This window comes from Latilactobacillus sakei subsp. sakei DSM 20017 = JCM 1157 (assembly GCF_002370355.1).
In the GTDB taxonomy this organism is placed as follows: Bacteria; Bacillota; Bacilli; order Lactobacillales; family Lactobacillaceae; genus Latilactobacillus; species Latilactobacillus sakei.
Genome location: NZ_AP017929.1, coordinates 411,726 through 435,882, shown reverse-complemented (window position 1 = coordinate 435,882; position 24,157 = coordinate 411,726). Strand labels below are relative to the sequence as shown.

The window sequence follows — 24,157 nt, the reverse complement described above, 5'->3', positions numbered from 1 at the left end:
TCACATTAGAAAGCGAATTAAATTATCATATGAACATATGGCAAGTTCTAAAATAGAGTTGAATGAAGTGAAATTTGAAAATGTTGAACTTACAAATGTGAAAATGACACATTCCAATTTTACCAATATCACTTTTATTAACTGCACATTTAGACATGTGAACTTTTCGAATTCATCATTTAATAATATTTCAATGGTTGATTGTGATCTAGATGAAGTCGATTTTACACAATCAGAATTTGATGGTATCCAATTTATATCTTCAAATTTTGCTCCTACCCTAGTATTTGGTACATAAATTTCTGAACAGTTGTGCCATAATTAATAAAACAAGATAGGAGCATTCCAATGAAACGATATCAAGATGATTTTAAAGCCAGCATTGTGAAGATGCATCGTGAAGAGAAAAGATCTATTCGCTCGCTTTCCGAGGAATACGGTGTTTCTCCAGCCGCAATTCATAACTGGGTTAAAGGCGCTAAATCAGTTGAGCTAGAAGACGGTACTGAAGTAACGTCCAAAGAATTCAAACAACTTCAAAAGGAAAATCAGCGATTAAAGGAGGAACTCGAAATTTTAAAAGCTGCGGCGGTGTTACTGGGAAAGCATTAGGACGAATTAATTGCCTTGTCTTCATAGAAGATCAGTTATTGCGACACCGCTTATCAATTATTCTTTCGGCACTGAAATTACCGCGCAGCACCTATTACCATTGGAAAAGATATCAACCTAGTCAACACGAACGTGTTGATAATCAACTCAAAGAAAAAATTAAATTGATTTGGGAAAATAATTATCGTGCCTATGGTTATCCACGAATAACGATGGTGCTTCGCAAGTCAGGCATCTGTGTTGGGTCAAAACGAATTTTACGATTAATGAGGGAAATGGAGATTCACTCTTTAATGAATCGGCGATTTAAAAAACCTGGCACTCATGTGGATCATTCACAACGCCCCAATTTAATCAAGCACCAGCCCAATGCAAGGATATGGCGTGCTGACATTACTTATTTGGAATTACGTCCAGGAACCTGGGTTTATCTCAGTTCTATTTACGAACCAAAGGTTCATCAAGTTCTTGCTTTCAAGATTGGTCGTCAGATGGAGGCGACGTTAGTTGTAGAAACGATTAATCAGGCGCTTGAATATCATCAAAAGCCACAATATTTTCACTCTGACATGGGTTCACAGTACACCAGCAACGAAGTTGAAACTTTACTTGAACGGCATCAGATTAGCCACTCATACTCAAAACAAGGTTATCCTTATGATAATGGGCCAATTGAAGCTTTTCACTCATTGTTGAAGAGAGAGTTTGCCTTTCAAACAACTTTTTCCAATTTTGAGGACTTGGTAATCCGAACCTCAAATTACATCAGTTGGTTTAATTCCGACAGAATTAGAACGAGTGTTTAGAAAAAGATGTGCCATTTATTGACATAGGAGCATTTTAAGCAAGCACTGTTTAACAAGTCTAACTTCATTTTTACTAAGTACGAAGATTGTCAATTAATAGAAGTTGAGTTTATTAGGATAAAACATAAGGAGTTATCGTTAACAAAGTGTCTATTGTCCAAAAATAATTTTTTATACACTAGACTTGATGGCTTAAATTTTAGTAATTTGAAATTGAGTGATTTATTGTTTTCTATGGATCTTATAAGTGGAATGACGATTACTAAAGAACAAGCAATGACATTTTTTGAGGAACTTGGAGTGAATGTTGTTTAATCTTTATAAGGTGGGAGTAGGATAATGCGAGTAGAGAATGTTGTCGTCGCTAATTATAGTGAAGATTGGGCAAAGGAATTTGAAAAAATCAAAACAGATATCTTAAAAAAGATATCCGCAGACATTATTCGAATTGAACATGTCGGAAGTACTTCAGTTGAAGGTTTGTGTGCTAAACCAATTATTGACATTGATATTGTGATTGAGGATTACAGTAAATTTGAGGCTGTAAAATCTGGCTTGGCATCTTTAGGGTATGAGTATGAGGGGGATTTAGGTATTACGGAGCGGGAAGCTTTTTCTTATGAAATTGATCAAAAAAATCAATTTATGGAGCACCATATTTATGTATGTCCAAAGCATTCTGTAGAATTAAACCGTCATGTCACTTTTCGAGATCATCTTAGAAATAATCAACCTGATTGCCAGAAGTATGGTGAGATAAAACGAGCAGCAGCGAAAAAGTTTCCAACTGATATTGAAGGATATTTAGATATGAAGGGTGTCGTGATTTCCGAAATCTATCAACGCTGTGGGTTGCTGAAATAGGGGGTGAATAAAATGGCTATTTGTTTGATTAGATACAATCGCAAGTATTTGCCAGCTATCGTAACATTGTTTAATAGCACTATTCAACGAGTAAACAGAAAAGACTATAGTCAAGCTGAATTAAATGAGTGGATTCAAAGTAATCCTGATTTTGATTTGTGGCATGAAACGCTAACAAGTAGCTATTGTTTATTGGCTATGGCAAATTCTATAATTAATCCGAACAGAAATTAAAAAGCCCAAAGCAATCACTTACAATGGTAGTAGCTAATTCCAACCAATATAGGGAGTGATTACTTTGGGTACATCTACTTTATCACGTTTTCAACGTGGCGCACTAGCACAACTGGTCAATGAGGGGAATAAATCTTACCAAGTAATGGCTGACGCCTTAGGCGTCGCCAAAGCTACGATTAGCTATGAGTTGGACCGAGTTAAACCTTATGATCCAGAATTAGCTCAGCAAGATGCAGATCGCAAAAGGCGGAATTGCGGTCGTCGTTCGATGCTGACGGCAGCATTAGCGACTTTAATTACCAATCACTTACGATTAACCTGGTCACCAGAAACCATTGCGGCCGCTTATAACTTGAGCACTGCGTCAATTTATAATTGGCTTAATCGTGGCTGGCTCCCCTTCAAATTGACTGATCTACCCAATCGGAATGTCCGCCAGCACCGAGTGAGCGAAAATCGTGGGAAATTTACAAGTGGGACTTCCATCGAACAACGGCCAACAACTGTTAATCAACGGTTAGCTTTTGGTCATTGGGAAGTAGATACGGTGCTTTCTAGTCGAAGTGAGTCACGATCATGTCTGGTTACATTCGTAGAACGTAAGACCCGACTTCTATGGGCCATCAAAGCCCCTAATAGAACGGCTAAGGCTCTAAACACCGCCTTTGGCAAGTTTATGGGGGCCTTCGGTCCCCAAGTAAAATCCATTACTGTTGATCATGGTAAAGAGTTTGCCAATTATCAGGCCTTAGAACAGGATTATCAGATCAAAGTTTATTTTTGCCATCCATATTCACCATGGGAGCGAGGTTCCAATGAATATTTTAATAGACGGTTACGCTGGTTCTTCCCGAAAAAGACCAATTTTAGCCAAGTAACGACTGATGAGATCCTAGCAGCACTTGAACTAATTAATCAACGACCATTAAAAATACATCATCAACAGACTGCCATTGAAAGATTCCGGGCTTGTTCGGATTAAACTTGTAATTTGCCAATTGTTAAAACGGACCAAAGTTAATAGGAAAAGACAATATGGCTAAACCCATTACATGTTTTCTCATTTCAGCAGCATCTATTTTACCCGCTGGTACCTCAGATTTGATGAAGTTGTAAACTTCCAACACACTCTTTGGAACATTGTGATGTCTCAGATAATAAGCAGAAATCTTGCTGGACAATTCAACAACAACTTTACTATAAGATTCGTCGTTATTAAGCTTTGAAGCACAAATCAGTAAATATTTTTGAAGCTCCGGTATTTCTTCGACCTCAGGATCCATATACGCTTTACTCATCTTGTTTAAAAGTAATTCTGAATTTTTTTGCATTTATTTGGTCCTCCTGACTCAACAGCTGATTTTTAACAAAAAATACTAGCACAGAAACAATATACTAAAGTGCAACACAAAAGTTAGACAAAATTGAATATTTTTAAACTGCTAAGGCATGTTCCCTGTATTCGCAGGGAGTCATGCCTTTTGTTTTCTGTGATATTCGTCGATTGTTAAACCAATCGATGTAATTCTTTGTGATTTCCTTGAATTCTCCAATATCTTTACACTGTGGAAATCCATTAAGACATTCTGTTTTAAGAAGATGAAAGAAGCTTTCAATTGGCGCATTATCAAGACAGTTTCCCTTACGAGACATGCTTTGTATAAATTTTTTTCAGAGAGTTTATCGGTATAGTAATTCAATTGATAATGCCAACCTTGATCTGAATGAATTATTGGTTTTATTCCTTCCGGAATATTTTCTGTGAGTTCATCGAGTGTATCCATAATTAGTTTACTGTTAGGACCATTACTTACTTGAAATGCTAAAACTTCCTTGCTTGCTTCGTCAGTAATAGCTGAAACGTAAGCCCACTTAGTATCGGCCAAGCGTACTTGTGTAACATCGGTATGTAATACTTTGAAAGGTACGGTTTCATTAAAATGCTGATGTAGAACGTTACGGGCCACTTTTCCAACTGTACCTTTATAAGATGAATATCTACCATTTCTGTGGCGGTTATAAAGGCTTACTTGAACATTAAATTAGATATCCATCAAACGACGCACTACGGCGTCTGATAGATGGATATCTAATTTAATGAGCTCTTCTTGAACGCGACGATAACCGTAGGTTAGACGTCCGCGATATCTTCCGCTTTCGGCAATTTTTAGTATCTCTACTTTTACATCTTCATACTTATCTACATAATTTTTGATACGTTTACGTTCATCATGATAAGTCGCTTTCTTAAGTCCAATGGTCTTAAGAATATCGCCGACTTTATACCGGTTAGATTTCGGAAGAGACTCTTGTTCGACCCTGATCTGATCAACTATTTGTGTTTTCTTTCGTCCTTTGAGGTTCCGAACAGGGTCATTGATTTTTTTAAGATTTCGTTCTCCAATTTTGCATCATATAATTCTTGATTCTTTTTCGTCAATTCTTCACGAAGTTGATCGATTTCGTTCTTGTTTACTAACTTACGTAATTTCTTCTGATTATGTTTCACTTTGGTTTTTCTGCCTTTCGGATGAGGCTTCAAGGCTTCTATACCATACTGATTGAAGGCTGTCCTCCAAAGACTGATTTGACAAGAATTAACATCAAATTTTGCGGATACTTCGGCTAAAGTTTCATCATGAGTTTGATAGTAGTTTATCACATCAACTTTAAACTCAACTGAGAAACTTCGTTTAACTCTTCTTCGTTTAAGAGCGTCTGCGCCGCTCAAACGAAAGTTTTGTATCCATCTACCTACTTGTATTCGAGGCAAGTTACGTTTCTTTGAAAGAAGACTGATACTAATGTCACCTTGAAGATATTCACTAACGACTTCTGCTTTTAATTCTTAACTATATTTGACCATAGAAAAAGTGCTCCATAACTATTAGATTTCTTGTCTAACAATTATGGAGCACTTTACAGCTAATGATGCAGTTGATCGACCATTTATTTATCTATCAGCAGGTGTCAGTGCTGAGACATTCCGCAATGAACTAACTTTCGCAGGGCAATCGCATACGAAGTATAATGGTATTTTAGGTGGGCGTGCAACCTGGCTTGAGGGCGTTGAGGTATATGCGCAGAAAGGTCGCACTGGTTTACTTGAATGGCTTAACAAGCAAGGAAAGCAGAATGTTACAGAATTGAATGACATTTTGAATGAAGGTGCAACTCCGTGGTACGATTGGTATGGTGGTTTAGGCAACATAGAAGTTTTTGACAAAAAAGTAATGACTGACTAATAGGTAGTCATCGTTAGACTTTTAATTGATTGACAGCTTCATAATAAACAACTCCTAAAAATAAAAAAACAGCTGGGGACCGTTTCTCCAGCACAGTTCAAGAAAGAAATAGCTTAGACAAACAGCAGATGTCTAGACTGTTTTTTTAAGTAGCATTAATTGACATGGGCTAACGGATAAATAACAAGCGCAACTAGGTTAAAGAAACAAAAATCATTATTCGGCTAACCGCAAATTCATATTAGGTCTACCTTTATTTATTTGTGCTATAATAGAACTCGGAAGGGGTCATGAATGATGCAGAAGAAAAAAATCGAATTAAAAGATTATGGTGCTGCTCCATTTGCAATTGATTTGAAAGAAGCTGCCATGCAAAATGACAACTATCGGACGACGTTATGGACAGGTGATCATTTTCAAGTTACTTTGATGGCAATTCCACCGCATGGCGGCGATATCGGAATGGAGATTCATCATGGCAATGATCAATTTATCTATCTAGTTGATGGGGTCGGTCATGTCCAAATGGGTAAAGATAAGAACAAGCTGACAGTTGATCGCAAGGTCTATCCTGGTGAAGCAGTTGTTGTTCCCGATAACACTTGGCATAATGTTATTAATGCTGGTGATAAAGTTATGAAGTGCTACTCGATCTATTCACCAGTCAAACATGAACACGGGGTTACAGAAACAACTAAAGAAGATGCTATTAAGCAAGAAGGACAACTAGAAGGTACTGGCGAATAAGCGTCTAGTTATTTTGATATAGTCCATAGCCGAAAAAGCTCTGACAAATGAGTTGACTCATTTGTCAGAGCTTTTTTTGTCATTTAAAGATAAACTGTTAGCTAATATTAAACAAACTGAGGTAGTTCAAAGGAGGATAAGAATGCTATTTGGTAGATTGCAAATTTAATCCGAATTTTTGGACAAATTTGTCAGCATAACCTGATACGGTGTTTGCCAGTCGAGTATTTTAAGCGGTCGCTGGTTAATTTGGAGTAACGTCGTCGTTAAATCTTGAGCACTAATGTGCTCAAAACGAGTCCCTTTAGGATAAAAATAACGTAAATTCCGATTAAAGCGTTCATTACTACCACGTTCAGCTGGCGTATAAGCATGGCAGTAATAGGTCTTAATACCATATTGTGATTCAAGTGATACTAGCCCACTAAACTCAGTGCCACGGTCCACAGTAAAGCTGTGCACCGGACCATTAAAAGTGGTTAGGAACTTAGTTAGTGCTTCATTAACAGTCGCTGTCGTCCGATCTTTTAACCGGTATGCCCAAAGGAACCGTGATTTGCGATCGATTAAAGTTAATAAAACTGCCTTACTATGCCCATGAGGACCAACGACTGTATCTAGTTCAAAATCGCCGATGCGATTACGTTGATTAATCATCATGGGACGCTGTTCAATTGATCGCCCCAAAGATTGATTATATTTGGATCGTTGGTCAACGTTACGCCGTTGGCGTACGCCATGTTCAGGTAGATCATTCAAGGAGAAACCAATTCTCCCCTGATTTAGCCAATTATAAATAGATTTAGTAGCTAGTTTAAATTCGTGAGCAATCATTCCTGGTGACCAGCTTAGACGTAAATGGTTGAGAATTTTTTGCTTTAACTCATCGCTCAGCTTAGTTTTCCGACCACATCGTGATCGCTTGTATTCGGCATCTGTTTGTGCTAATTCAGCCTGATAAGGTTGACATCGAGATAATTCATAAGAAATTGTTGACGGTGATCGGTTCAGTCGAACGCCCATTTGGATATTGGACAGCCCTAGTTCACAAAAGGTTTCGATTTTAATTCGTTCGGAATAGGTTATACTAGACAAAAGATCAGCTCCTAAAAGATGGGTTTGTGGTAAACACCATTTTAAAGGAAGCTGATCTTTTTTGTCCGAACAGCGTTCGGATTAATTTTACAATCTACCGAAGTCGCAGATCATTTTAATCTTCAATTCAAAAAAAATCAGTTGATTGGCCCAGAAATGCAGATTCGCCAGTTTGTTTTTGAAATCTATTATAGTTACTTTAATGGCATTGAAAAACCATTGGCGTTATTCCAAGAAACTGTCGACCAGATGTTAGTGACGATGCGCGATCAGTTTCAGATTAATCTACTACCAACGACAATTACAAAGTTGGAGACTTATCTCAAGGTACAATCATTGCGATTACGGGGAAAAAACGCGTTAACTGCCCCCTTATTAGCGCCTGATTTTAAGACGCAACAACCGCAACTATGGCAGCCGGTATTGAGCATGCTGACGACTAACTATCAGTTATTACGAATTCCGCTAGAAGTGGAAGCGGAAGGTCTACTGACGTTTTTATTTACCGAAAGTTATGTACCACTTGAAATTGACTATTTAACACCGGACCTTAAAAATGGTGTGTCGCAAAAGACCGGCCAATTTGTTAGCAAAGTTGAGCACGTCTTGATGAAAGATGAAGCGCATAGTGAACAAGCTCAAAATATTCTGGCTAACTTAGCGCATGATTTAGATCAAATTCATGCAAAGCATTTAACTTTTTACACAGAACCAACAACCTTTATTGATGAACAACAATTGACCTATTTTGCAGAAGCAAATCCACTATTTCATCAAATTATTTTGACGTTTACGACCAAACAAGAAACGGATTTGGATTGGCGTAAACAGGCGAGTTTGTATTATGATTACATGTTTGCCTGTATTGAAGATATTCCGCTCGAAATATTAAAAGATCGTGTTTATATTTGTGTGGATTTCTCACAAGGTAGACTCTATAATCAGTATATGAAGAAAACAGTCAACTACTTTAACAATCTGAATATCGAAGTGCAAACGACCGTTGATGAACGGACGGACCTCTACCTATCTGATTTTTACTCAAGCACGTTGACCTGTGAACAATTAATTTGGAAGAATCCGCCTACTATTTTGAACTGGCAGCAATTTGGGGATTTAGTGGTCGCGATTAAAAAGGGGAAACTATGAAATCAGGCAAGCAGATTCTCGCCTTAACAATTCTTAGTTTAGGCGTTTATCGTTTTTCACAAACTTTTTTGATGCAACAAGTTCAAAAAGTATCAGCAGCAGATACCGCTGTTGGAAAAGAAAATTCAGATGCTTTAACGGGTAATGAATTGAATATTACGGTTAAAAACTATCCGACAAAGGTGATTGAGTCATCATCAGACTCACAGTCTTCAAGTTCGTCTGCCCAAACAGAGCAGCCAGTTTCAAAGACGCAACCTGATCAACAAACGACTAATCAATCGACAACAACGGCCCAACAAGTTCCTGCAGCACAGCAGGATCAATCTAAGACAGCAAATACGCAAGAAGTAGCAGAAGAGCAACAACGTGCAGCTCAAAAAGCGACTAATGCAAGCGATAAATCAACAGCGGCGCAATCCGTTGCGCAAACGACCCAGGATCAAGCTAAAGCTGCTGAGGCAACAACCGCTAATACAGCTAAAAATACCCATAAAATCGCAAAAAAAAGATTAAGAAACATGCTAAGGCAAGCAGCCAAGGACATGGGAATCAACAAGGGCAAGATAATGCAAATCAAGATCAACAACAAGCAGATTTTTTGAAGCATCACGCTCAAGTTGAAAAAGATATCGCGATGTTCCAACAAAGTATGAGCCCTAATACACCATCTGGCGGCGCAACAACTCAAGTCGGGGCGGTCTTTGGTGCACTAGCAGGACAAGGGGTATACGCTGTTCAAAATGAAATTGAATGAGGTGATAGAATTGAAGCAACAGCATTATTTTCGGAAACTAACGGTTATTTTGACGGTTGTTAGCCTAATGCTGAGCCTTTTTGATATATCCGCATTAGCAGCGGCAACCGATACTAAGAAACAATCACCAATTGAATCTTTTGTAATTCGTGGGCTTGATGATAATGAACAAGCTGTTCCCAATGCTAAAATCAATTTAAAATCAGAGAATGGTAAATACGACTATACGTTAAGTTCAGATAATCGTGGTTTTTTCAAAACAGTCGTTGAGACACTAACAGGACATACCGTTCGTGGCATCATGCCTGGAAAATATCACGTTAGCTCAATTGCTGCACCAACTGGGTATCAATTGGAAAAGTCTAATGAACTAATTGAAATTGCTGCGGATCAAGCTAATTTCTATCACTTATACTACACTGATGCGAGTCAAGGCGACTTAGTTGTTAAGACGCAATTACAAGACGGCACACCGGTGTCTGGTGTTGTTTTAATGGCGGTTAATCAAAAAACAAATGAAAGTTACACAGCACCAGCAAGTGATGACAAGGGTTGGACTAAGTTGACATTACCAACGGGACGTTATCAATTGAAGGTAATTTTTCACCCAGATAGTAGTGAACCACAGTGGGCACCGACTGTCACGGTTAGCGCTAATCAATCGTTGACGACGACGGTTGTTTTTGGCAAGACCAAAGGAGAGATGATGACAACAGTTACGGACCAAACAACTGGTGATCCGCTTGTCGGTGTTCAGCTACATTTACAGTCAGTTAAGGATGCAACTTATCAGAAGACTGGAACGACTGATAATCATGGACAGGTGAATTGGACAAGCTTACCAACTGGCGATTATCGCGTTTCCGTTACAAAGATGATCCCTCATTACAGTGTTGTAGGCGCTAATGATCAAGTTATCACGGTTACTAAAGATAAAACGGCGCAGGTCAATTTTTCGGCAATTAGCCAGACTAAAATGTTAAAGATTACCAGTCTTTCAGAATCCGGAATAGCTTTACCACATGTGAGCTATCGTGTTACGACGATGGCTAATGAACAATACCGGACCGTTCAAACTGATGATAACGGGCAAGTAACAGTTGGGCAATTACCCGCGGGACGCTATCAGATTCGAGAAGTTGCAGTACCGGATGGCTATCAATTGGCTAACATTTCCCAGGAAATAACCCTCGATCAGGAAACAACAGCTGTTTCGTTTGTTCATCAGATACAACGAACGGATGCGAAACATGACGTTACTTTGAATGCGTCTAATGCGCAAGGAAAAGCGCTGGCTGGCGTTCAACTAAAGCTCAAACTGGTGGGTTCTAAAGAAAGTTATGAGCGAACAGTTACGACAACGGCGACTGGTAAAGCTACTTTGGCAGCTGTCCCAGTAGGCGACTATCAAGTGACGCAAGAATCAACGGTGACGGGTTATCAGCCAACCACTGCTGTTCAGTCATTAACAATTAGTAATGACCATCAGAATACCGTAGATTGGCAATTGCAACGAACGGTAGCGGATGTTACTTTTAGAGTTCGCGATGCCGCAACGCATCAACCGTTAGCCAAAGCTGCTTTTACTTTAACGACAGCAACGCCGGCGGATAACGGTCAAACTGTTTTTGTTTCGCAAAAGACGAATCAAGATGGTGAAGTGACCATTAAGCAAGTACCAACAGGTGAAATAACTTACGAGCAAATTGCCAATGCTGCGGGCTACGAGCCACTAGCAGCGATTCAAACGGCGATTGTGGGTGCTGATGGGACACAAAATACTGAAGTAACAGTTGATAATCAGCGGCTAAAGGTGACTGAAAAGCAGCAAATTATCGTGCATAAAACCAATCAACAAGGGCAAGGGTTAGACGATGCGGCCTTTAAATTAACTAATCTGGCAACTGGGCGGACACAAACGCAAAAGACGGTGTCCGGGCAACTACACTTTACTGAGTTGAACCCAGGACGGTATCAGATTCAGGAAACAAAAGCCCCAACTGGCTATCAGTTGGATCAAACACCTCAGTTTGTGACGATTAAAGCCCATGAAAAACGGTTATACCAAGTCCGCTTTGCTGATAAACGTGAAGTGACTGCGCCAATCAGTCCATTGCGCATCCAGATTTTAGATAATCACTTGCAAGGCGTTGCTGGTGTTTTACTGCGACTAACTGCCGATCAACCAGATGACCAAGGTCAGACCGTTTGGGAATTGACAACTGATCGATTCGGACAGGCTATACTCCCCAATGCAAGTACGGGGCACTATCGGGTTGAGGTTTTACAAGTACCGACCGGGTATCAATTGTCGTTTGATCAAAGTCAATTAGATGTCAGCCGCTATGGTGAAAATCAGTTACAATTACAAGCTAATCGAATTGAGATGCCATTGCAAACCTTAACGATTAACAAAACCAACTTAAAAGGGCAACCTTTATCAGGTGCTGTCTTTAAGTCGAGTCACTGAAAACTGGTCAGATGACTAAAGTTGAAACGGATCAAACCGGTCGGGCTGAGTTGCGGGACCAAAAACCAGGGCGCTATCGCGTAACTGAAGTGGAAGCACCACTTGGTTACCGGTTAGCAACTGAACCTAGAATTGTAGCGTTGTCTGAAAAATCACCGCGAGCAACACAACTAACGGTAACAGATGAAGCGCAAATGGGGCAGTTACTGATTAAGCATACAACTAAAAAGGGCGCACCGATTGCAAAGGCCTACTTTGAGGTTAAGGATCAAAGTGGTCGAGAAGTCGGTTATTATCAAACTGATAGTCAAGGACAGATTAAATTAACCCAGCTAGCAGTGGGGCAATATACTGTTCAAGAAATCAAGGCACCAACTGGGTATGAAATTAATCCGGCAGTGACAAAGGTGGCCATTACGGATCGCAAAACAGCAACGGTCGCCATTAAGGCTGAGCAACAAGCACCCGATGTTAAATTGGGGAGTTTTGTATTGATCGATAGGGATCAGAAAACGCAGTTAGCGATTGCTGGTGCAACTTATCGATTGGAAACGTTAGCTGGTCAGGTGGTTCGGCCAGAAATTGTAGTGGGTGCAACTGGTCAAGTCGTAGTTGACGACCTCACACCTGGTCAATATCGACTCGTACAATTGACGGCGGCACCTGGCTATCAAAAACAAACTAACAATCAAATCATCGAAATTAAACAGGATGCGCAACTTAAACAGGTGACGATTGAAAGTCATCAGTCACAAGGGACAGTCATTGTAAATCAAGTAGATGGCAATACGAACCAAGCTTTGGTTGGAGCGAAATATGAATTACAAAATCAAAGTGGTAAGGTGCTTGTCGAAAACTTGAAGAGCGATGAACATGGTCAAGTTCGCATCACACATCTCGATCCTGATACGTACCGTTTGGTGCAAGTATCGGCAACTAAGGGCTATGACCCGCTTAAAAAGCCGATTGTCTTTACGATAACCAATCGCTAATCAAACTATTACAACTTTTTAAACATTGTTGATGCTAATGATTAATGATTGTTTCGCGATATTTTTCAAATCTAAAAAAACCCCGAGATTTATTCGCTACCCGCTGGTATAGAATAAAGATAATCAAGTAAGGTTGTTAATACCGAACGAAGTGGGGTTATCAAAATGTCAGTATATTACCTAAATAGAAAAGATCCTGTAAGCGAAATGATTAAAACGGTTCAAGCCGGTATGGCAAGTCTTAGTTATTTTGACCACCTAGAAGAAATTTGCCGTGACGTTAATATCAGTTTAGACGATGCTATCTTATTACAACGGATTAATGAGATGATAACGGGTCGATATGTTGATGCACAAATTGTATTCAGTGCGGGATTGGTTGAAGAAGACCTCTATCGTTTAAAGGATGCTGGCTGGCTCTTAGGGATGCGCGATAGCGAACGGACAAAACAATACGTGATGTTAAGTCCACGTGCGCAAAAGGCCTTAGAAGCGATTTCAAGTGCCTATGAACAAGATGGCCCAGTAATCGCCCCTAAAATTGATTCGGCTGATGTGCAACGGATTATGCAAGCAGCGGATAAAGTTTTTCAAAAATATCAATAATCAAAAAAATAGCGTCGAAAACAATTACTGTTTTCGACGCTATTTTTTTAGTTATTCTTGAACATATTTTTGAACGGCACCTAGTAAATCAGGGCTGATTTGTGCCCGAATTTTAGTCCCTTCTTCTTCATAACTTTGTTCCAGAATGTTGGCGCGTTCGCTTAAGTAAGCAACCGCTTGGCCTTCTGTAAATGGAATGAGGAAATCAAGCGTTGGATATTGTTCAAAGAGTTGCTTGTTGATGAGCGCGATTAAAGCATCAATGGCAACCTCATCACGTGCAGAGTAAACGATTTGTGTGCCATCGACTTCTGGGTAGCGGGTATCAGGTTTTAAATCAGCTTTATTGTAAGCTTCAATGACCGGAATATCCTTAACACCTAATGAGTCGAGTGTTTCTTGTGTTGTTTTCATCATATCGAGGTAATTAGGGTCTGAATAATCGACAACGTGAATCAATAGATCAGCACCCGCGGCTTCAGCCAAGGTTGATTTGAAAGCCTGGATCAAGTGATGAGGTAATTTAGTAACGAAACCAACCGTATCACTTAATAAGAATTTCTGCTTGTTAGGAAGAACAATTTCGCGAACACTTGTATCAAGGGTTGCAAATAACATGTCCTTTTCAAAAACTTGTTTTTCAGGTGTGTCTGGATTCAAACGTTGTAAAATACGGTTCATCGTTGTTGATTTACCAGCATTGGTATAACCAACGAGTGCCACAACAGGGACCGCATTTTTAGTCCGTTGACGACGTTGGACTTCTTGTTGTTGATCAATTTGGGCTAATTCACCCTTTAATTTAGTAATCCGTTTTTCAATTAAACGACGATCTAATTCAAGTTGTGTTTCACCGGCCCCACGGTTAGTTGAACCACCGCCACCTTGTTGATCCAGTTTGTTTTTTGAAGGGTGTAAACGTGGTAATTGGTATTTTGCTTCGGCAATCGCAACTTGTAGTTGGGCTTCCTTAGTCTTAGCGCGGCTAGCAAAGATTTCTAGAATCAACTGTGTGCGATCCAGAATACTCATTTCTAATTCTTTTTCAAGGTTTCTAATTTGTGAAGGGGATAGTTCATCGTTAACGACAATGATATCAGCATCGGCTTGAGCAGCTTCAGCCTTGATTTCTTGGACTTTACCCTTACCAAAATAAGTTCGGTGACTAGCTTGATCGATGTTTTGGCGTACTTCACCAACCACTTCTAAGTTATCAGCGCGGGCTAATTCGCCTAATTCACGCATTGTATAGTCAAAGTTTGTTTGGCGATTGCTAACGCCAGTAATTAATACTCGTTTTTGTGCCATTTTTGTTTCTTGCATATGAGACTCCTTTTTTGTTAAGTTGGCCCTCTTTAAGGGAATCTTCTGCATTAAAAAAGAAGCTGGTAGGCAGCTTCTTATCGTTAATTAGCAGTATTATAAAAATAGAGTCAATAGAAGCGCCCTTAAAAAAAGACCAAACAGTTATTCAATTATTAAACCTGGACGATCAAATTGAGTTGACATGTTGTTGACGCTCCTTTAAAAAATCTAGTTGGTTAAAACGGCCGATTTAACGGCTGTTTTCCCGTTAAGTGTAACATGAAACAATTAAAAAGCCAATGAAGCAAGAAGTATACATTAATTATTTGAGAAAGTAGGGAGGATTTTCTTAGGACTGGTACGAGTTTTTCCGGGTAGTTCTGAATATTGTTCTTTATATTTTTTATAGAAAAAAGTTTTATTTGTAATGCCAACTTGTTCCATAATATCTCGGATAGGTTGGTTAGTAGACGTTAGTAGTAATCGGGCGTTAATTAAACGTTGGTAGGTTAATAAACCTGAAAATGATTTCCCTGTTTTATTTTTTAAAAGGTTGCTTAGATAATTTTTATTATAACCTAGCTTGGCAGCCTCTTTAGTTAGTGTTATTTCACGATAATGGTGTTCAATATCATGTAAAACCTCAGTGACTGTCTTTTGAGAGGAGCTTAGTGTACTAGTTGGTTTAATCTGATAATTTCTAACAAGTTCGGTTAATAAAATTTGAAGGTAAGATGAAATTACTTCGTTATAGAAAGGACGTTTTTTGACGTATTCATTAACTAGATTTTCGATCACAGAGTTTATTTGGGAGTGATTATTATGTTTGAAGAGGATGAAATGGTTAATATTTTCTTCCCCGTAACTACGATTAAGGAGTAGTGAATAAAGTAGGCTTTGGCTTTTTTTAAGATTATTTAACCAGTCAATTGAAATATTAGTATTTTGAAAAAGAATATTAATCATAATATCGTTAGTGTTTAGTTTTTTTATAGTGTGTGTACAGCCAATATCAATTAATAATAAATCGTGTTGGTGTAAGAGAATCTCACGACCATCAACAGTTTGATGACAGTTACCAGATACCATGTAATTTATCTCTAAAAATTGATGTGTATGTGCGGGATAATCTGCATAACGATTATGTTTACTAATATAAATATCCTTATTAGCGAAAAAATATTTATTTTGAAGCGTAAAATCAGAAGATTTATTAAGACGTGCATATGAAGGAATATCCGCAATATAATGGTTATTTTTTTTCTGCTCTTTTTCGATGGTTGTTTCAGCCGTTAAAAGATTAAGAATACTAGAGTTCATAATATTTCCCCCTGTGAAAATGATACTTTAGTTCTCTTTAAATGACATTGTAACATTTTGAGCAATGAAGTTAAATATAACTTGTAAGCGATTTCTAAAATGATATTAGGAGATGAGATCTATGCCAGAAAAAAGTAAGCTTAAATCCGTAATAGCCGTTTCGTTAACAAACTATTTAGATTCAGGCTCAATTGTTGCTGGTGCAAGTGGACTTGCATTATGGACAAAAGCATTAGGACTTAGTAGTTTTGAAGTCGGATTGTTAGGGGCTCTAAGTGCGAATGCTTTTGGTGCCGCTGTGGGTGCTTTAATTGGCGGTCGATTATCTGATAAATATGGTCGTAAATTTATCTATACGTACAATATGTTGGTTTATATGTTAGGCGTCTTAATTGTTATGGTGTCATTTAACTTTCCGATGTTATTGACAGGCTTTATGGTAACTGGGATATCTGTGGGTGCTGGTGTACCAGCATCATGGACGTATATTGCAGAAACCTCTCAATCGAGCAATCGGGCACATAATATCGGGATATCACAATTTGCTTGGTCGATGGGACCAGCTATTATTTTTGTACTAGGTGTAGTTTTATCACCTCTTGGCCTTTTAGGTAATCGAATTATTTTTGGCTCGTTGTTTGTAGTTGCGCTCATTGCATGGATGATGCAAAGGGGATTGGAAGAGTCTTCCGATTGGCAAGAACAAAAGCAAAAAGAAAATGCTAGTGGTATTAAACCGCATCCTTATAAAGAATTATTCTCTAATATCGTTAACGTTAAAACGATTTTATATTTAATCGGGGTTTATGCATTGTGGAATTTAGCAGCAGGTGTTCAAGGATTTTTCATGCCATACATCTATTCAACTGTTGGTGGTTTAACAAATATGCAAGCTAACTTATTATCAGCGGTCGTTTGGATTTTAACTTCAATGACTGGATATTTCATCTTTGCTAAATTGGGCGATCGCGTTAGTCATCGATTAATGTACGGTATAGGTGCCTTAATGGCAATGTTAGCTTGGGTTTTAATTACCTTTGGCGGTATGGGATGGACTACTCTATGGGGATTTGTATTACTTTGGGGACTATCTGCAGGATTTGGTGCACAAGCTTTCTACGCATTATGGGCAACAGAGTTATTCCCAACACGTTATCGTGCAGGTTCTCAAGGTGTAATGTTTTTTGTTGTTAGAGCTTCAGCTGGTATTTGGTCGATTATTTTCCCACCAATAATGGCTTCTCTAGGATTTAAATACGCTGGCACTATGATTGTTATCTTTTTAGCAATTTCATTAGTGATTGGTGTTATCTGGGCACCACATACACGTGGTAAATCATTAGACGAAATAACAGAAGAACGGTATGGTTCAAAAAAATAATGTGAATCAAATACTCAAGAGTATTATGCGTTAGGAGTGATTTATTTGAAAAATTATATTGCAGTTGATATTGGGGCTTCTAGTGGACGATTGATGTTGGGTCAACTAGTAGATCAAAAATTAGAACTTAAAGAGTTGCATCGGTTTTCGAATGGATTCATCAAAGAAAATGGCCATGATCGGTGGGATATTGACCGATTAATTGATGAAATATTTAAAGGCTTAGAAATCGCAAAAAAACAAGGCATCGAAAACGCAGTTTTAGGAATTGATACATGGGCAGTCGATTATGTATTAATTGGCGATGATGGACGGAAACTACAAGATCCATGTAGTTATCGTGATAGTCGTACTGCTAATAGTATTCAAGAATTAACATCTGAGTATTCTAAAGAATATATTTATAAAAAAACGGGCATTCAATTTTTGGATTTTAATACACTATACCAGTTATATGAAGAAGATAATGAGTTACTTGATAAAACTGATCGAATTATGATGATACCAGATTATATTGGTTATGTTTTAACGGGAAACGCAGTTACGGAAGTAACGAATGCCTCTACAACACAAATGATGAATCTTCGTCAAGGATTATTTGATGATGATTTATTAAAGAAGGTAAATGTAACTGATGATCAATTTCCAAAATTAGTAGATGCAGGAACAAAATTAGGAAAATTGTCACATAAATGGTATCGACAATATGATATACCAAAATGTGAAGTTGTAACGACAACAACACACGATACAGCTTCTGCCGTCGTTGGAACACCCGGAAAAGGTGATGACTGGGCATTTTTGAGTTCAGGAACATGGTCACTGCTTGGTCGAGAGTTGGATGTACCTGAAAATGGTGAAGAAGCATTTAAAAAAAATTATACAAATGAATGGGGAGCATACGGTACTTATCGATTTTTAAAAAATATCATGGGACTTTGGATTATTCAGAGTATTCGAAAAGAACAAAATAATAAATTTAGTTTTGCAGAAATGGCTGAAGCAGCTGAAAAGGTTGAACCATTTCAACAATTTATTGATATTAATGATGAACGTTTTAAAAATCCAAGCAGCATGATTGATGAAATCAAGGCATATTGTCAGGAAACGAAACAAAAGGTCCCTGATACAACAGGTGAATTAGTAAACACTGTTTACTCAAATCTAGCGCTATTTTACGCGAACGAACTACAAAAATTAGCGCGGATTACTAAGAAACCAATTAACGTTCTAAATATTGTTGGTGGTGGTAGCAATGTAGCATTCTTAAACCAACTAACAAGTGATTTGGCGTCAGTGAGAGTCGAAGCTGGCCCTGGTGAGGCAACTGCAATTGGTAATATTCTAGTTCAGATGATTGCGCTAGGTGATATAAAAAATGTATCTGCTGCAAGGTCAATTGTAAGCGCTTCTAATGGAATTAGACATTTTGTTCCTCGTGAAAATTATTATGGAGAAGTGTTAGAAGCATATCAAAATTATATTAATCGAAAAAGTGAGGGAACAGGCGAATGAAACGAATTGCACAGATTATGTATGTTTATCCGGATCAATATGATGAATATGAACGACGTCATAATGAACTATGGCCAGAAATGAAGGAAGCATTAAAGAAATATGGTGCGACCAATTATTCTATCTTTTTAAATCGTGAAAATGGTGAGTTATTTGCTTATCTTGAAGTTTCGAATGTAGATCAATATAACAAAATAGCTAATACAGATATTTGCAAAAAATGGTGGGTTTACATGGAACCACTTATGAAAACAAACCCAAACAGTAGTCCTGTAGCACTAGACTTAAATGAAGTATTCCACTTAGCGTAAAAATATAGGAGGTTTTTGAAATGAATAAAGAAGAAAATGTTAAAAAGAGCTATGAATTAGCAAAAGAACGTTATGCTGCATTAGGTGTTGATACAGAAAAGGCATTAGAAGACTTAGCTAAGGTAAAATTATCAATTCATTGTTGGCAAGGTGATGATATTCATGGATTCCTATTCCCTAACCAAGAATTGACAGGCGGTATTGGTGTTAGCGGGAATTATCCAGGATTAGCAACAACCCCAGATCAATTGAGTTCAGATTTATCTGAAGGCCTATCATTGATTCCAGGGAAGCATAAAGTACAATTACACGCTACTTATGCTGTAACGGATAAGCCAAAAGATTTAGATGAATTAGAACCAGAAGATTTCAAATATTGGGTTGACTGGGCTAAAAAAGAGGGTGTTGGTCTTGACATGAACGGGACATTCTTCTCACACCCAATGTTGAAAGATGGCTTCACTTTAGCAAGCCCAGATAAAAATGTACGCGATTTTTGGATTGAACATGGTAAACGAAGCCGTAGAATTGCTGAATATTTCGGTAAAGAATTAGGACAACAATCTGTTAATAATTTTTGGGTGCCAGATGGTTATAAAGATAATCCAATTGATAAAATATCACCACGTCGCCGTTTAATGGCTTCATTAGACGAAATCATTAAAGAACCAATGGATGAAAAAAATACAATTGAAGCTTTCGAAGGTAAATTGTTTGGAACTGGTGTTGAGTCATACACTGTTGGCTCACATGAATTCTATGAAAATTATGCTTTAACACGTCAAAAATTATGGACAATTGATGCTGGTCACTTCCATCCAACAGAAGATGTTTCAGATAAGTTTTCGGCATTCTTACCATTTGGTAAAGGTTTAATGCTTCATGTTTCACGTCCAGTACGTTGGGATAGTGATCATGTAGTTATCTTTGATGATGCTTTAATCCGAATTATGCGTTCACTGGTTAGAGATGACTTATTAGGGCGTACTAATATTGGGTTAGATTTCTTTGATGCAACTATTAATCGTGTTTCTGCATGGGTCGTTGGTGCGCGTGCTTCTCAAAAAGCTATTCTACAAGCAATGTTGGCACCAATTGATGATTTAAAGAAAGCAGAAGAACAAGGCGACTATACAAAACGTCTAGCAGTGACAGAAGAATTAAAATCATATCCATTTGGTGCTGTTTGGGATGAATTCTGTGTTAGAAATAATGTACCAGTTGGAGAAGATTGGTTGGATAATATTAAAGATTATGAAAATAACGTTCAGTTCAAACGCTAATCAAAGGGGATTATAAAATGACGAAGTTTATAGATTCACCATTTGTTGAAGAAGTAAAAAAATTACGTATCGTCTATTTGATCATGGATGGGACGAGCGCAACGGTGGTAATGTTAGCTATCGAATTTTACCTGAAGAATTAACAGGATACACAGATATTGAAACCGTTAAACGGACCATCCCAATTGATTTTAATGGTAAAGATTTAGCAGGCATGTATTTCTTAGTAACAGCAACAGGAAGATATTTTAAAAATATTATTGATTTTCCAGAACGTGATTTAGGACTAGTTAGAATTAATGAAGATGGTACTAGTGTTGACTTAATGTGGGGATATTCAGATGGTGCTGCACCTACTAGTGAATTTCCAACACATCTAATGGGACATCAAGTACGTTTAAAAATGGATAATAATCAAAGAGTTGTCATGCACTGTCATCCAACAAACCTAATAGCCATGACATTTACACAAAAGTTAGATGAACGTGAAATGAGTCGTATCTTATGGAAGATGCAAACAGAGTCATTAGTTGTTTTCCCAGAAGGCATTGGTATTATTCCTTGGATGGTACCAGGAACGGTTAAGATAGGGGAAGAAACAGCGCATAAATTAGAAACTTATCGAACCGTTATTTGGCCACAACATGGTATTTTTGCGACAGGTAGCACAATCGATGAAGCATTTGGATTAATTGAAACAATTGAAAAAGCTGCTCAAATTTGGACCATTATTCAAACCCAAGGCGGACATATTGAACAAACAATCACGGATCAAGATTTAAAAGACTTAGCACAGGCGTTTAACGTTACCCCTCATGAAGGTTATTTGGACTAAATTTATTGGGTAGGAAGGTATTTAAAATGAAAATTAAAGCTGCAGTTGTTGAAGAAAAAGGTGGACCATTTGTCATTAAAGATAATATTGAATTAGCCCCACTCCATCCAGATGATGTTCAAGTCCACATGGTCGCAAGTGGCATTTGTCATTCTGATGAAGCACTCCGCAAAGGCGACGCAATCATTGGTTATCCAATTGTGCTTGGTCATGAAGGTTCCGGGATTGTTGAAAAAGTTGGCTCAAATGTCCAAAGTTTAAAAGTTGGCGATCATGTCGTTCTGTCATTTTATGCTTGTGGTATTTGCGAAAACTGTCTTAAAGGGGTGCCAACCCAATGTTTAAATTATGCTGAAAATAACCTTTCTGGTGTACGTCCAGACGGTAGTTCTCACTTTACTGAAAACGAACACCATGTTGCTGATATGTTTGATCAATCATCATTCACCACAACGACTGTCGTTCGTGAAAGAAATGCCGTTAAAGTGCCTGATGATTTAGATTTACGTGAACTCGGACCTCTTGGTTGTGGCTACGTCACTGGTAGTGGTACTGTTTTAAATACTTTAAAACCAAAACCTGGTGATACAATCGCCGTCTTCGGTACAGGGGCCGTTGGTTTAGCCGCAATGATGGCCGGTAAAATTTCTGGCTGTACCAAAGTCATCGCAGTCGACATTATCGACGAACGCTTGGCACTCGCTAAAGAACTTGGCGCCACTGATACCATTAACAGCCGTCAAACAGACGATGTTGTCGCAGCTATTCAAGCGCTCACTAACGGCCGTGGTGTGAACTTCTGTGTCGACACCACTGGGATTACACCAGTCATGGAAGACTCAATCAAAGCCCTTTGCCAAGGTGGTGTTTCAGCAACAATCGCTGTTACCCCTAACCACATCGATCTCGATACTTGGAACGATTTATGCGTTAACGATAAATCAGTCGTTGGCGTTAATATGGGCGATTCAATCCCACAAATCGACATTCCGCGTTTAATTGAATTCTACCGTCAAGGGATGTTCCCATTTGATAAAACTGAAAAATTTTATGACTTCGAAGATATTAATCAAGCAAGTCAAGATTCAAAAACTGGGGAAACAATAAAACCAATTCTAATTATTGATAAGAATTATCAACTTTAATTAAATAGACTATAAAAATACTGTGTAGATGTTTAAATTCATCTGCACAGTATTTTTTGGTTTAGAGTTTTTAACAGTAATCATAGGTATAAAAAATACGAGACTAAAAATTAAATAGATTTAATCTCGTATTAATATATTAATTGAAAGTTTATTCAGCGTCATATGCCTTTTGGAAAAGGGCAACGATTTCTGCTTTAGTTGCCTTACGTGGGTTTGAAAAGGCGTTGCCGTCTTTCAAAGCATTTTCGGCCATCATTTCGAAATCGGCTGGTTTAGCACCGATTGCTTTGATGCTAGTTGGAATACCAACATCGGCTGCCATTTGGCGCATCCCTTTGATAGCAAGTTCAGCGGCATCTCTTGTTGAAAGACCATCCGTATTTTCGCCCATCGCGCGTGCTAATTCTGCAAAACGGTCGGGACAAGCGACGATGTTGAATTCTTCAACGATTGGTAATAAGAGGGCACAACAAACACCATGAGGAGCATCATATTGGCCACCTAATTGATGGGCCATTGCGTGCACGTAACCAAGATCAGCGTTGTTGAAAGCCATGCCTGCTAACATTTCAGCTTCGCACATCTTGGTCCGCGCTTCGATGTTATGGCCGTTAGCAACAGCTTCGCGCAAGCTTTCTTCAATCAACTTGATGGCTTGGAGACATTGGCCATCAGTAATCGCATTACGGTTGGTTGAAACGTAGGGTTCGATGGCTTGGACAAAGGCGTCCATCCCGGTTGCAGCCGTTAATTTAGCGGGAACATCTAACATTAACATTGGATCGTTAAATGAAACGAGCGGAATATTCCGCCAAGAAACGACGACAAATTTAAGATGGGTTTCTTCATTTGTAATAACGCAGTGGCGGGTTAATTCTGAACCTGTTCCGGCAGTTGTATTAACCGCTAATAGTGGTGGTAGGGCGTTTTCTAAGGTCTCAATCCCAGCTAATTTGGTAATGTCGTCACCGTTAGTGAGCAAGATACCAATTCCTTTACCACAATCGTGAGCGGAACCACCCCCGACAGTAATGAGGCCATCACAACCATCAGCGAGGTATTGCGCCTTGCCGGCTTGAATATTGCGGACTTTAGGATTAGGTTCAACACCGTTAAAGATGCTGTATTGAACACCGGCTTGATCCAATGAAGCGAGTGTTTGGGCGACAGGACCATCAGGAACACCTTCTAAAAAAGTATCAGTCACGATTAAAGGTTTGGTAATATTTAACATTTTGGTGCGATCACCAATCTTTTCGATGACGCCAGGGCCAAAAAAGTTAACGCTAGGCATTAAAAAATCAAAGTTTGTTTTCATAATGATGGTGCTCCTTATTCTGAATTATTTCACAATTCAATGATAACGCTTACCGAAGCGAAACACAGCGGACAAAGCAATAGAATTGTCCATTCTAAGTAGAATAGCGGTATGGGGTATTTTATGTTAGAATGAAAGCGTTACAAAGAACGAGGTGTTAA

General features: G+C 38.5%; 23 protein-coding genes and 4 pseudogenes. 19 read left to right on the top strand and 8 right to left on the bottom strand.

Features of this window, described 5'->3' with window-relative positions:
- The first annotated feature begins 37 nt into the window (after positions 1–37).
- The 5 genes from LEUCM_RS10055 (at position 38) to LEUCM_RS02105 (ending at position 3,501) form a co-directional block, all read left to right on the top strand.
- On the top strand, positions 38–298 hold the full coding sequence (locus LEUCM_RS10055) for a pentapeptide repeat-containing protein (RefSeq protein ID WP_096695386.1): 261 nt from the start codon (positions 38–40) through the stop codon (positions 296–298).
- Between the two features lie 50 nt (positions 299–348).
- Positions 349–1,418 (top strand): IS3-like element IS1163 family transposase gene (locus LEUCM_RS02125; protein ID WP_112234043.1). Its coding sequence is split into 2 segments (ribosomal slippage): positions 349–577 and positions 577–1,418, totalling 1,071 coding nucleotides; the frame shifts between segments, so codons are not numbered across the junction.
- Positions 1,419–1,757: 339 nt separating this feature from the next.
- Positions 1,758–2,282 (top strand): GrpB family protein, encoded by a 525-nt coding sequence (locus LEUCM_RS02115; RefSeq protein ID WP_016265839.1) that lies wholly within the window; start codon positions 1,758–1,760, stop codon positions 2,280–2,282.
- 12 nt (positions 2,283–2,294) lie between these two features.
- Positions 2,295–2,516: a hypothetical protein gene (locus LEUCM_RS02110; protein ID WP_061827405.1), complete on the top strand. Its 222-nt coding sequence runs from the start codon at positions 2,295–2,297 to the stop codon at positions 2,514–2,516.
- 64 nt (positions 2,517–2,580) lie between these two features.
- Positions 2,581–3,501 carry an IS30-like element ISLsa1 family transposase gene (locus tag LEUCM_RS02105; RefSeq protein WP_011373852.1) on the top strand — a complete coding sequence of 307 codons (921 nt, stop codon included), beginning with the start codon at positions 2,581–2,583 and terminating at the stop codon, positions 3,499–3,501.
- A 19-nt stretch (positions 3,502–3,520) separates the two neighbouring features.
- Here LEUCM_RS02105 and LEUCM_RS02100 read toward each other — a convergent pair whose 3' ends face one another.
- From LEUCM_RS02100 to LEUCM_RS02090, 4 genes and pseudogenes are all read right to left on the bottom strand, one after another.
- Positions 3,521–3,850 (bottom strand): bacteriocin immunity protein, encoded by a 330-nt coding sequence (locus LEUCM_RS02100; RefSeq protein ID WP_025016527.1) that lies wholly within the window; start codon positions 3,848–3,850, stop codon positions 3,521–3,523.
- 103 nt (positions 3,851–3,953) lie between these two features.
- Positions 3,954–4,172: an IS3 family transposase gene (locus LEUCM_RS09970; protein WP_231953414.1), complete on the bottom strand. Its 219-nt coding sequence runs from the start codon at positions 4,170–4,172 to the stop codon at positions 3,954–3,956.
- A 74-nt stretch (positions 4,173–4,246) separates the two neighbouring features.
- Positions 4,247–4,486: pseudogene (locus LEUCM_RS09965) on the bottom strand (DDE-type integrase/transposase/recombinase); the annotation flags it as partial.
- A 365-nt stretch (positions 4,487–4,851) separates the two neighbouring features.
- Positions 4,852–5,385 (bottom strand): annotated as a pseudogene (locus LEUCM_RS02090) (transposase).
- 58 nt (positions 5,386–5,443) lie between these two features.
- Here LEUCM_RS02090 and LEUCM_RS02085 point away from each other — a divergent pair.
- Both LEUCM_RS02085 and LEUCM_RS02080 read left to right on the top strand, forming a co-directional pair.
- A pseudogene (locus LEUCM_RS02085) lies at positions 5,444–5,764 on the top strand (tagatose-bisphosphate aldolase); the annotation flags it as partial.
- A gap of 297 nt (positions 5,765–6,061) precedes the next feature.
- Entirely contained in the window at positions 6,062–6,511 is a 450-nt protein-coding gene (locus LEUCM_RS02080) for a cupin domain-containing protein (protein WP_003680965.1), read from the top strand.
- A 165-nt stretch (positions 6,512–6,676) separates the two neighbouring features.
- On the opposite strand, the gene LEUCM_RS02075 is transcribed toward LEUCM_RS02080, so the two are convergent.
- Positions 6,677–7,606 (bottom strand): IS30-like element ISLpl1 family transposase, encoded by a 930-nt coding sequence (locus LEUCM_RS02075; protein ID WP_096695384.1) that lies wholly within the window; start codon positions 7,604–7,606, stop codon positions 6,677–6,679.
- A 156-nt stretch (positions 7,607–7,762) separates the two neighbouring features.
- Here LEUCM_RS02075 and LEUCM_RS02070 point away from each other — a divergent pair, with 156 nt between their 5' ends.
- The 6 genes from LEUCM_RS02070 to LEUCM_RS02050 all read left to right on the top strand — a co-directional run bounded on the left by LEUCM_RS02070 (position 7,763) and on the right by LEUCM_RS02050 (position 13,580).
- Positions 7,763–8,755 (top strand): hypothetical protein, encoded by a 993-nt coding sequence (locus tag LEUCM_RS02070; protein ID WP_085391584.1) that lies wholly within the window; start codon positions 7,763–7,765, stop codon positions 8,753–8,755.
- The gene (locus LEUCM_RS02065; protein WP_096695383.1) at positions 8,752–9,360 is read left to right on the top strand and encodes a hypothetical protein; all 609 of its coding nucleotides are present in this window, start codon (positions 8,752–8,754) and stop codon (positions 9,358–9,360) included. The genes LEUCM_RS02070 and LEUCM_RS02065 overlap by 4 nt, the downstream gene beginning before the upstream one ends.
- Positions 9,357–9,512, top strand: coding sequence for a hypothetical protein (locus LEUCM_RS09835; protein WP_157777014.1), 156 nt, complete (start codon positions 9,357–9,359; stop codon positions 9,510–9,512). The genes LEUCM_RS02065 and LEUCM_RS09835 overlap by 4 nt, the downstream gene beginning before the upstream one ends.
- 10 nt (positions 9,513–9,522) lie before the next feature.
- Positions 9,523–11,982, top strand: coding sequence for a SpaA isopeptide-forming pilin-related protein (locus LEUCM_RS02060; RefSeq protein WP_025016496.1), 2,460 nt, complete (start codon positions 9,523–9,525; stop codon positions 11,980–11,982).
- Positions 11,983–11,993: 11 nt separating this feature from the next.
- Positions 11,994–12,974, top strand: coding sequence for an MSCRAMM family protein (locus LEUCM_RS02055; protein ID WP_025016495.1), 981 nt, complete (start codon positions 11,994–11,996; stop codon positions 12,972–12,974).
- Between the two features lie 165 nt (positions 12,975–13,139).
- Positions 13,140–13,580, top strand: coding sequence for a hypothetical protein (locus tag LEUCM_RS02050; RefSeq protein ID WP_056936488.1), 441 nt, complete (start codon positions 13,140–13,142; stop codon positions 13,578–13,580).
- A 51-nt stretch (positions 13,581–13,631) separates the two neighbouring features.
- Here LEUCM_RS02050 and hflX read toward each other — a convergent pair whose 3' ends face one another.
- Positions 13,632–14,903, bottom strand: coding sequence for a GTPase HflX (gene hflX / locus LEUCM_RS02045; protein ID WP_056936489.1), 1,272 nt, complete (start codon positions 14,901–14,903; stop codon positions 13,632–13,634).
- 300 nt (positions 14,904–15,203) lie between these two features.
- The gene (locus LEUCM_RS02040; protein WP_025016492.1) at positions 15,204–16,205 is read right to left on the bottom strand and encodes an AraC family transcriptional regulator; all 1,002 of its coding nucleotides are present in this window, start codon (positions 16,203–16,205) and stop codon (positions 15,204–15,206) included.
- Between the two features lie 121 nt (positions 16,206–16,326).
- Between LEUCM_RS02040 and LEUCM_RS02035 the strand changes: the two genes are divergently transcribed.
- The 6 genes and pseudogenes from LEUCM_RS02035 to LEUCM_RS02010 all read left to right on the top strand — a co-directional run bounded on the left by LEUCM_RS02035 (position 16,327) and on the right by LEUCM_RS02010 (position 22,675).
- Positions 16,327–17,586, top strand: coding sequence for an MFS transporter (locus tag LEUCM_RS02035; protein WP_025016491.1), 1,260 nt, complete (start codon positions 16,327–16,329; stop codon positions 17,584–17,586).
- 45 nt (positions 17,587–17,631) lie between these two features.
- Positions 17,632–19,101 (top strand): rhamnulokinase, encoded by a 1,470-nt coding sequence (gene rhaB / locus LEUCM_RS02030; protein ID WP_025016490.1) that lies wholly within the window; start codon positions 17,632–17,634, stop codon positions 19,099–19,101.
- Entirely contained in the window at positions 19,098–19,412 is a 315-nt protein-coding gene (rhaM, locus tag LEUCM_RS02025; RefSeq protein ID WP_025016489.1) for an L-rhamnose mutarotase, read from the top strand. Before rhaB ends, rhaM begins: the two co-directional genes overlap by 4 nt.
- A gap of 20 nt (positions 19,413–19,432) precedes the next feature.
- Positions 19,433–20,695, top strand: coding sequence for an L-rhamnose isomerase (locus LEUCM_RS02020; protein ID WP_035148804.1), 1,263 nt, complete (start codon positions 19,433–19,435; stop codon positions 20,693–20,695).
- 17 nt (positions 20,696–20,712) lie between these two features.
- A pseudogene (gene rhaD / locus LEUCM_RS02015) lies at positions 20,713–21,530 on the top strand (rhamnulose-1-phosphate aldolase).
- A 26-nt stretch (positions 21,531–21,556) separates the two neighbouring features.
- Positions 21,557–22,675, top strand: a complete 1,119-nt coding sequence (locus LEUCM_RS02010) for an NAD(P)-dependent alcohol dehydrogenase (protein WP_085391585.1) — start codon at positions 21,557–21,559, stop codon at positions 22,673–22,675.
- A gap of 151 nt (positions 22,676–22,826) precedes the next feature.
- Here LEUCM_RS02010 and LEUCM_RS02005 read toward each other — a convergent pair whose 3' ends face one another.
- Positions 22,827–23,996: an iron-containing alcohol dehydrogenase gene (locus LEUCM_RS02005; protein WP_016264398.1), complete on the bottom strand. Its 1,170-nt coding sequence runs from the start codon at positions 23,994–23,996 to the stop codon at positions 22,827–22,829.
- Between the last annotated feature and the right edge of the window lie 161 nt (positions 23,997–24,157).

Excerpts from the sequence above, each read along its gene's own strand:
- LEUCM_RS02100 (WP_025016527.1), bottom strand. The coding sequence starts at position 3,850 with ATGCAAAAAAATTCAGAATTACTTTTAAACAAGATGAGTAAAGCGTAT.
- LEUCM_RS02065 (WP_096695383.1), top strand. The coding sequence starts at position 8,752 with ATGAAATCAGGCAAGCAGATTCTCGCCTTAACAATTCTTAGTTTAGGC.
- LEUCM_RS02040 (WP_025016492.1), bottom strand. The coding sequence starts at position 16,205 with ATGAACTCTAGTATTCTTAATCTTTTAACGGCTGAAACAACCATCGAA.
- LEUCM_RS02110 (WP_061827405.1), top strand. The coding sequence starts at position 2,295 with ATGGCTATTTGTTTGATTAGATACAATCGCAAGTATTTGCCAGCTATC.
- LEUCM_RS02035 (WP_025016491.1), top strand. The coding sequence starts at position 16,327 with ATGCCAGAAAAAAGTAAGCTTAAATCCGTAATAGCCGTTTCGTTAACA.
- LEUCM_RS02080 (WP_003680965.1), top strand. The coding sequence starts at position 6,062 with ATGCAGAAGAAAAAAATCGAATTAAAAGATTATGGTGCTGCTCCATTT.
- hflX (WP_056936489.1), bottom strand. The coding sequence starts at position 14,903 with ATGCAAGAAACAAAAATGGCACAAAAACGAGTATTAATTACTGGCGTT.
- LEUCM_RS02050 (WP_056936488.1), top strand. The coding sequence starts at position 13,140 with ATGTCAGTATATTACCTAAATAGAAAAGATCCTGTAAGCGAAATGATT.
- LEUCM_RS02055 (WP_025016495.1), top strand. The coding sequence starts at position 11,994 with ATGACTAAAGTTGAAACGGATCAAACCGGTCGGGCTGAGTTGCGGGAC.
- rhaM (WP_025016489.1), top strand. The coding sequence starts at position 19,098 with ATGAAACGAATTGCACAGATTATGTATGTTTATCCGGATCAATATGAT.
- LEUCM_RS09970 (WP_231953414.1), bottom strand. The coding sequence starts at position 4,172 with ATGTCTCGTAAGGGAAACTGTCTTGATAATGCGCCAATTGAAAGCTTC.
- LEUCM_RS10055 (WP_096695386.1), top strand. The coding sequence starts at position 38 with ATGGCAAGTTCTAAAATAGAGTTGAATGAAGTGAAATTTGAAAATGTT.
- LEUCM_RS02020 (WP_035148804.1), top strand. The coding sequence starts at position 19,433 with ATGAATAAAGAAGAAAATGTTAAAAAGAGCTATGAATTAGCAAAAGAA.
- LEUCM_RS02070 (WP_085391584.1), top strand. The coding sequence starts at position 7,763 with ATGCAGATTCGCCAGTTTGTTTTTGAAATCTATTATAGTTACTTTAAT.
- LEUCM_RS02005 (WP_016264398.1), bottom strand. The coding sequence starts at position 23,996 with ATGAAAACAAACTTTGATTTTTTAATGCCTAGCGTTAACTTTTTTGGC.
- LEUCM_RS02010 (WP_085391585.1), top strand. The coding sequence starts at position 21,557 with ATGAAAATTAAAGCTGCAGTTGTTGAAGAAAAAGGTGGACCATTTGTC.
- LEUCM_RS02115 (WP_016265839.1), top strand. The coding sequence starts at position 1,758 with ATGCGAGTAGAGAATGTTGTCGTCGCTAATTATAGTGAAGATTGGGCA.